General features: G+C 44.5%; 8 protein-coding genes, 1 tRNA gene and 1 rRNA gene. 8 read left to right on the top strand and 2 right to left on the bottom strand.

Going from position 1 to position 7,492, the window contains the following annotated elements:
- Nucleotides 1-129: 129 nt before the first annotated feature.
- From rrf to tsaD, 6 genes are all read left to right on the top strand, one after another.
- Nucleotides 130-245 (top strand): 5S ribosomal RNA (gene rrf / locus B0H99_RS04120).
- 14 nt (nt 246-259) lie between these two features.
- Nucleotides 260-332: transfer RNA gene (locus B0H99_RS04115), tRNA-Asp, on the top strand.
- A gap of 136 nt (nt 333-468) precedes the next feature.
- On the top strand, nt 469-921 hold the full coding sequence (tsaE, locus tag B0H99_RS04110) for a tRNA (adenosine(37)-N6)-threonylcarbamoyltransferase complex ATPase subunit type 1 TsaE (protein ID WP_106532358.1): 453 nt from the start codon (nt 469-471) through the stop codon (nt 919-921).
- The gene (gene tsaB / locus B0H99_RS04105; protein ID WP_106532357.1) at nt 918-1,616 is read left to right on the top strand and encodes a tRNA (adenosine(37)-N6)-threonylcarbamoyltransferase complex dimerization subunit type 1 TsaB; all 699 of its coding nucleotides are present in this window, start codon (nt 918-920) and stop codon (nt 1,614-1,616) included. The genes tsaE and tsaB overlap by 4 nt, the downstream gene beginning before the upstream one ends.
- A complete protein-coding gene (gene rimI, locus B0H99_RS04100) occupies nt 1,609-2,064 on the top strand; it encodes a ribosomal protein S18-alanine N-acetyltransferase (protein WP_106532356.1) in 456 nt (151 codons plus the stop codon). The genes tsaB and rimI overlap by 8 nt, the downstream gene beginning before the upstream one ends.
- Nucleotides 2,057-3,079 (top strand): tRNA (adenosine(37)-N6)-threonylcarbamoyltransferase complex transferase subunit TsaD, encoded by a 1,023-nt coding sequence (gene tsaD / locus B0H99_RS04095; protein ID WP_106532355.1) that lies wholly within the window; start codon nt 2,057-2,059, stop codon nt 3,077-3,079. The genes rimI and tsaD overlap by 8 nt, the downstream gene beginning before the upstream one ends.
- Before the next feature lie 363 nt (nt 3,080-3,442).
- Here the strand turns inward: tsaD and B0H99_RS04090 are convergent, their stop codons facing one another.
- Entirely contained in the window at nt 3,443-5,383 is a 1,941-nt protein-coding gene (locus B0H99_RS04090; protein WP_106532354.1) for an ABC-F family ATP-binding cassette domain-containing protein, read from the bottom strand.
- A 132-nt stretch (nt 5,384-5,515) separates the two neighbouring features.
- Between B0H99_RS04090 and B0H99_RS04085 the strand changes: the two genes are divergently transcribed.
- A complete protein-coding gene (locus B0H99_RS04085) occupies nt 5,516-6,148 on the top strand; it encodes a redox-sensing transcriptional repressor Rex (RefSeq protein WP_106532353.1) in 633 nt (210 codons plus the stop codon).
- A gap of 30 nt (nt 6,149-6,178) precedes the next feature.
- Here the strand turns inward: B0H99_RS04085 and B0H99_RS04080 are convergent, their stop codons facing one another.
- The gene (locus B0H99_RS04080; RefSeq protein ID WP_106532352.1) at nt 6,179-6,934 is read right to left on the bottom strand and encodes a CPBP family intramembrane glutamic endopeptidase; all 756 of its coding nucleotides are present in this window, start codon (nt 6,932-6,934) and stop codon (nt 6,179-6,181) included.
- Nucleotides 6,935-7,126: 192 nt separating this feature from the next.
- Here B0H99_RS04080 and groES point away from each other — a divergent pair, with 192 nt between their 5' ends.
- A complete protein-coding gene (gene groES / locus B0H99_RS04075; RefSeq protein ID WP_106532351.1) occupies nt 7,127-7,411 on the top strand; it encodes a co-chaperone GroES in 285 nt (94 codons plus the stop codon).
- The last annotated feature ends 81 nt before the right edge of the window (nt 7,412-7,492 follow it).

The following is a 7,492-nucleotide window of genomic DNA, read 5'->3' as shown; positions in this document are numbered from 1 at the left end:
ATAGGTTCGAGGTGGACGCGTGGCGACATGTGCAGCTGACGAATACTAATCGATCGAGGACTTAACCAATTTTGTTTCGTTTCATCCGTCGTGTAGCCAGTTTTGAGTGAACAAGCACTCTAAAAAGAGTCCAGTGATGATGGCAAAGAGGCCACACCCGTTCCCATCCCGAACACGGAAGTTAAGCTCTTTTGCGCCGATGGTAGTTGGGGGTCTCCCCCTGTGAGAGTAGGACGTCGCTGGTCTGTTTTTTTTTTTTGGTCCCGTGGTGTAGCGGTTAACATGCCTGCCTGTCACGCAGGAGATCGCCGGTTCGATCCCGGTCGGGACCGTTATTTTTCATCCGTAAACACAGCGATTCTGCTGTGTTTATTTTTTTTGTCTAGAAACTCCTATAGATAATATATTTTGATTTACTTGCTTAACTTCGCTAAACTTATGACAGACTCAATAGAGGTGACTTAAACTATGACATACACGATATACGTTGATGCTCCTGAAGAAACGGAAGAGTTTGCTATAAAGCTTGCCAGCCTTCTTCAGCCGCAAGACATCTTGACGCTCGAAGGTGATTTAGGGGCAGGGAAAACTACATTTACAAAAGGACTTGCCAAGGGGCTTGGTATAAAACGGATGGTGAATAGCCCGACATTCACCATCTTAAAGCAATATTCAGGAAACCTAGATTTGAATCACTTTGATGTTTATCGATTAGAGGACAGTGAGGAAGACATCGGTTTTGATGAACTGTTTTCCAGCGATGCTGTTTCTGTAGTTGAATGGGCAAAGTTTATCCAAGACTATTTGCCGGCCGAGCGGTTGGAAATAACCATCACCCGACAATCGGAAACAGGGCGAGTAATTGTACTGTATCCAATTGGCCAGCGTTACGAAACTGTTTGCAAGGAGCTCAAACTATGATTTATCTTGGAATCGATACATCCAATTCACCGCTTGCCGTTGCACTGGTTAAGGATGAGATCGTATTAATAGAAGAAACAACAAACTTAAAAATAAACCATTCGTTAACAGCTATGCCAGCGGTTGAGGAAATGATGGCAAAAGCAAAAATAGCTCCAGCGGATTTGACTCATATTGCAGTAGCAGAAGGACCCGGGTCTTATACAGGTGTCCGTATTGGTATGACGATTGCCAAGACTTTGGCTTGGTCACTTAAAATACCTTTATATATGGTCTCTAGCTTGAAAGTGTTGGCTGCCAATGGACAAGGATTTAACGGTCTCATCTGTCCAATTATGGATGCTCGTCGCGGCACTGCATTTGTAGGAGCGTATGATGGCGCTAGCTTGGCACCCATTATTCCCGATCAACATAGCGACTTGAAAGAATTTCTGGAACAATTAAAAGCGCAGAATAAACCGGTACTATTTACTGGTATAGATGTTAGTATTCATGAACAGCTGATTCATGATGTAATGGGAGACACTGCATTTTTTAGTGCGCCTCAAAATCGGTTGCCACGGGCAGTTAACCTGATTATGCTTGCCAAAGAAAGCGAGCCGGTTGATGTGCACCAGGCGATTCCGGAATATCGCCGGATCACGGAAGCTGAAGCAAACTATATAAAAGCGCAGGAAGGGCAATCACATGAATGAAGAAGTTACATTCAGAAAAATGACAATTGCAGACATTGATGCAGTGTATGATATCGAAACTTTGTCATTTTCGTTGCCGTGGACGAAAGAAGCATTTTTTTACGAGATGGTGGAAAATCAACACGCTTATTATGTAATTGCTGAAACAGATAAGGGCATTGTCGGCTATTGCGGATTGTGGCTTGTTTTGGACGAATGCCATGTGACCAATATTGCCATTCGCCCAGACGAACGGGGCAAGAAGCTCGGAGAACGCCTTATGAAAGCGGCAATGGAAATTGCTAAAGAACAAGGCGCCATATTAATGACATTAGAAGCTCGAGTCAGCAACCATGTGGCTCAGAATCTATACCGTAAATTAGGATTTAAAAATGGAGGCATCCGTAAGCGTTATTACTCGGACAATTATGAAGATGCTTTAGTTATGTGGGTGAACTTTAATGAATAAAGATGTTTATGTACTCGGAATTGAAACCAGCTGCGATGAAACAGCGGCATCTATTGTGAAAAATGGTACGGAGATTGTTTCTAATGTAGTAGCATCCCAAATCGAAAGCCATAAGCGCTTTGGCGGTGTAGTGCCGGAGATTGCTTCACGGCATCATGTTGAACAGATTACGCTAGTCATTGAAGAAGCGCTGGCGAGAGCTCAGATGACACCGGACGAACTAAGTGCCGTGGCTGTTACTGAAGGGCCAGGGCTTGTTGGTGCTTTACTGGTTGGGGTAAATGCGGCAAAGGCATTTGCATTTGCGCATCAACTGCCGCTTGTCGGGGTTCATCACATTGCCGGCCACATTTATGCAAATCGGCTGGAGCAGGAAATGGAGTTTCCGTTATTGGCTCTCGTTATTTCCGGCGGCCATACGGAACTTATCTATATGAAAGAGCATGGCCATTTCGAAGTGATCGGCGAAACACGCGATGATGCGGCTGGAGAAGCCTATGATAAAGTGGCACGTACGTTAGACTTGCCTTACCCAGGTGGCCCTCACATAGATCGTTTAGCGCATGCGAGCGACAATGCCATCCAGTTTCCCCGGGTATGGCTTGAGGAAGGGTCATACGACTTCAGTTTTAGTGGCTTAAAATCTGCCGTATTAAATTACATGCACAATGCTAAACAACGTGGGGAAGACATCAAGCCGGAACATATTGCGGCAGGCTTCCAAAACAGTGTGGTAGAAGTGGTGACGACTAAAGCGTTGCGTGCAGCGGAACAATACAGCGTGCGCCAAGTGATTGCTGCTGGCGGAGTTGCCGCGAACAGAGGATTGCGAACTTCGCTGGAGGCAGCCTTTAAAGAAAAAAGCATTCCTTTCTTTATCCCATCGCTCCCGCTTTGTACGGACAATGCAGCCATGATTGCAGCAGCCGGAACAGTTATGTTTGAAAAAGGCATTCGCGGAACAATGAAGATGAATGGACGTCCGGGAATGGAGCTAAGCTCTTGGACTAAATAATTGATTAGAAGCTCGAGGAACCTGCAAAAGCCGGTCCTCAAGCTTCTTTTTTTTATATAATGTCTTCTTTTTGGAACGCAAAAATCGATTCTTATGTCAATAGAGAACATTTGTACTTATGCACAATTTGTGAATAGTTTGTTAATAACTAGGTTGAAAAAGAGGGTTATCCTATATATTGTGTGCTGGTTATGGGAAAACTTTGTGCATAACATTTAAATTACCTGTGGATAATGTGTAAAACTATGTTGATAGGCGTCCTATTAATAAACACAATGTGGATAAAGTTGTGGAGGATAATTATTTTACAAAAAGGTATTGACCTACATATAGGAAAGAAAAATCGCATACTGAAGTATGCGATTAATTTTGAACTTCTTCAATTTTCTCTTGCAATTCGAGCCATGCATCCATTTTCTCTTCATGTGCTGCCTTCAACTGTTCGAGCTGGTTTTGCAGTGGCAGCACTTGCTCATGGTCTTGAAAAATTTCCGGCTGGCACAACAAATTTTCAATTTCTGTAATTTGTGCATCAAGCTTTTCCATTGTTTGTTCGGCTTCTTCCAATTGCCGCACCAGCTGGCGTTCAAGCTTTTTGGCTTCTTTGTCAATTTGGGAAGTAGAGGCAGAGCCAGAGGTTTTAGCAACTTGTGAGACCGGACCCGATTCAAGGGCTTTTAGTTCTTCGAGTTCGAGTTTCTTTTCCACGTAGTAATCATAGTCGCCCAAATAATCGGTCGTGCCCTCTTGTGTCAGTTCAACCACTTTTGTCGCGATGCGATTCATAAAATAACGATCGTGAGAAACAAATAGAATAGTCCCTGGATAATCCAAAAGCGCATTTTCGAGCACTTCTTTGCTGTCCAGATCCAAGTGGTTGGTTGGCTCATCCAAAAGCAGGACATTAGCTTTTTGCATCATTAGTTTGGCGAGGGCCACCCGGGCTTTTTCACCGCCTGAAAGGGAGGATAAGGGCTTGAGCACGTCATCGCCTGAGAACAAGAAGCGCCCTAAGACGCCGCGGATATCCTTTTCATTGATATGCGGATAATCGTCCCATAGTTCGTTGAGCACGAGTTTGTTGCCTTTCAAGTTGGCTTGCTCCTGGTCATAATAACCGAATTGAATGCCCGTGCCGTAATGAATGTCGCCTGCCAGAGGGTTTAGTTCTTTGATAAGAGTCTTTAGCAGTGTCGATTTTCCGACGCCGTTCGGGCCAACAAGCGCCAAACTTTCTTGGCGGTATAATTTAAAGGAAACGTTGCGGGATACTGGCTGTTCGCCATAGCCGATAGCAAGCGAGTTGACGCTCAGGACGTCGTTGCCGCTTTGCTTCTCAATAGTGAAGCCGAACCGGGCAGATTTCTCATCGCCGTCCGGAGCTCCCATCCACTCGGTCTTCTCCAAAATTTTTCTGCGGCTTTGCGCCATTTTTGTAGTAGAGGCCCTAACCAGGTTGCGCTGAACGTAATCCTCAAGTTTCGCTTTTTCGCTTTGCTGGCGCTCGAACTGTTTCATGTCCAATTCGTATTGTTTCGCTTTTTCATCCAAATAACGGCTGTAGTTGCCGGTATATTTTTTGACGCGATGGCGCGATACTTCGTAAACGATGGTTACCACTTGGTCCAGGAAATAGCGGTCATGCGAAACAATCAAGATGGCGCCGGGATAGTTCTTCAAGTAATTCTCGAGCCAGCTCAGCGTTTCAATGTCCAAATGGTTGGTTGGCTCATCAAGAATAAGCAGCTGGGGTTTGCTGAGCAACAGTTTTGCGAGGAGAAGACGCGTTTTCTGTCCCCCTGATAAAGAGACAATAGGTTTATCATAGTCGTCCGGATAAAACTTCATGCCGTGCAGAATAGCGCGCGTATCCGCTTCAAACTGATAGCCGCCAGCATCTTTAAAATGGATTTGCAGAAGATCGTATTCTTTCAGAACTTTTTCGTATTGGATAGCGTCATTATAGACAAGTGGATCAGCCATTTGGCGTTCCAGTTCACGCAGCTTGTTTTCCTGTTCACGGAAATGAGCGAAAATTGACATCATCTCGTCCCATATGGTGGCAGTCGATTCGAATGTGGATTGTTGTTCCAAATAACCGACGGTCAAGTCTTTTGGCATGATGATATCACCGCTGTCATAAGACAATTCCCCGGATATGATTTTCAGCAGGGTTGATTTGCCTGCGCCGTTGCGGCCTACTAATGCCACGCGGTCGCGGTGTTGGACTTCCAATTTTACGCCGGAGAGAATTTCATCCGCCCCGAATGATTTATGAACTTGATTTACTTGTAAAACGATCATATAGGTCACCTCTATTCTATATCAGTGTAGCCCATGCGCTGCGTGTACGCAATTAGCCAAGCCTTTACATATTGGCCTGGCTAATGTAAGATGAAAGCGATTTAAGACGAGCTCAGGAGGTTGCAAAAGCGTATGTTACAAGAAGCAGCAAAAATTCCTCTGGCCACTACTAAAAGACTACCGCTATATTACCGTTTCCTTCAAAATTTCGCGAACGCCGGACAAAAACGAATTTCTTCGCAAGAGTTGAGCGACGCTATGAAAATTGATTCTGCAACGATCCGGCGGGACTTCTCTTATTTAGGTGCTTTAGGGAAAAAAGGATATGGATACGATGTGCAGGAGCTTCTAATTTTCTTCCGGAAAACGCTGGATCAGGATGAAGAAACGAATGTGGCGTTGATTGGGGTAGGGGGACTTGGCAGCGCATTTTTGAAGTACAACTTCCATCGAAACCACAACACGAAAATCATTGTGGCGTTTGATTCGAACAGTCCTCATGAAGGGGAAAAAATCAGCGAAATCGATACATTCCATCCGGATGAAATCGAAGAAAAGATTAAGGAATATGGCGTAGAGCTGGTCATCTTGACGGTTCCTTCGCGCTCGGCGCAGGAAGTGACCGACCGTTTGGCAAAAACAAATATTAAAGGCATTTTAAACTTCACTCCTGTGCGTATTTCCGTGCCGGACCATATACGGGTCCAGACCATCGACCTATCGGTGGAACTGCAAACCCTGATTTATCAAATCAAGCAACAATAAAAACCTTTCCCGCTTTGGGAAAGGTTTTTATTATGGCTGGATGTTTTCCATCTGTCTGATGAAATCTTCGATTTTGTCCATATTCAATTGAATGAGCATCACATAGCCGTTCAACATGATATGGGCAATGATCGGTGTGATGATGCGCTTTGTTTTTTGGTATAAGAATGCGAGTACCAAGCCGGTTGTGAAGTACAAGAGCAAGTGCCTAAATTCCATGTGGACCAAGGCAAACATCAGGGCGCTGATAGCGGTGGCGAAAAAGAAATTGGTTGTCTGATTGAGCGAGCCGAAGACAACGCGGCGGAAGACCAATTCCTCAAGCACCGGTCCGAATAACACCACTGCAAGAATGGCTAACGGAACCACTTCGGCAATCGTGACAATGGTCTGTGTATTTGCGGAGCCAGGGTCGATGCCCATAGCCATTTCAATATAAGCGGCAAGTGTCTGGCCGACCAACAGCATTAAAAACCCGAGCAAGCCCCAACCGATGGCGATAGGGTAGCTCGTTTTCTTACCTTTCCAAATATCAAAAAACTTTCGGTCGCGGGCGATGACGAACAATGTGATGAGAAACCCGATAGCCATGGTAATGACCAATAGCCAGCCGGAAGTGGAGATTTGTGCTGTATTTTCATCAAGCCCTTGGTTTCTAAAATAATTAAATGTAGGAACGACCACTAAAATAGGTGATAACTGCACTGCAATAAAAATAAGCAGCACATAAAGCGGGGTCCGTTTGGCGGATCGTTTTGTTTTTGTAGGGGTGCTGTTTGTTGTCATATCCGTATCCTTTCGTCTTTCATCTCTGTTTCTATTGTAGAACTTTAAAAACGAGAGCGCAAAGATATGTAAATATTAAATGTTCTTGCTTGCAAAAGAGGGTGGATTTTATTAAACTGAGTATTGGGTTAGCACTCAAGACATGAGAGTGCTAATGTAGAATATTTAAATTATTTGAGGAGGGTGTTTCAATTGTTGAGACCTTTAGGAGATCGCGTAATTATTGAACTGATCGAAGCGGAAGAAAAAACTTCAAGCGGTATCGTGCTGCCAGGTTCGGCTCAGGAAAAACCACAAGAAGGCACTGTAATCGCTGTTGGTAATGGCCTTATCCGTGAAAACGGCCAGCGTACTGAATTGGACGTCCAAGAGGGCGATCGCATCATCTTCTCGAAATATGCAGGTACTGAATTGAAATACGATGGCAAAGAATATTTAATCCTACGTGAAAACGATATCTTGGCTGTTTTAGGCTAATACTGATTCTTTCTTAGATTAACATCTGGTGATATTCAGCAAAACGGCTCCGCTTTCCTGCGGGCTTGCGCCGAACTAACT

The organism is Planomicrobium soli (assembly GCF_003014655.1).
Classification (GTDB): domain Bacteria; phylum Bacillota; class Bacilli; order Bacillales_A; family Planococcaceae; genus Planococcus; species Planococcus soli_B.
This window is presented reverse-complemented; position numbering and strand designations above follow the sequence as displayed.

Bases quoted from the DNA above. Each gene is read 5' to 3' on its own strand.
- tsaB (WP_106532357.1), top strand. From the start codon at position 918: ATGATTTATCTTGGAATCGATACATCCAATTCACCGCTTGCCGTTGCA.
- tsaE (WP_106532358.1), top strand. From the start codon at position 469: ATGACATACACGATATACGTTGATGCTCCTGAAGAAACGGAAGAGTTT.
- B0H99_RS04080 (WP_106532352.1), bottom strand. From the start codon at position 6,934: ATGACAACAAACAGCACCCCTACAAAAACAAAACGATCCGCCAAACGG.
- B0H99_RS04090 (WP_106532354.1), bottom strand. From the start codon at position 5,383: ATGATCGTTTTACAAGTAAATCAAGTTCATAAATCATTCGGGGCGGAT.
- tsaD (WP_106532355.1), top strand. From the start codon at position 2,057: ATGAATAAAGATGTTTATGTACTCGGAATTGAAACCAGCTGCGATGAA.
- B0H99_RS04085 (WP_106532353.1), top strand. From the start codon at position 5,516: ATGTTACAAGAAGCAGCAAAAATTCCTCTGGCCACTACTAAAAGACTA.
- rimI (WP_106532356.1), top strand. From the start codon at position 1,609: ATGAATGAAGAAGTTACATTCAGAAAAATGACAATTGCAGACATTGAT.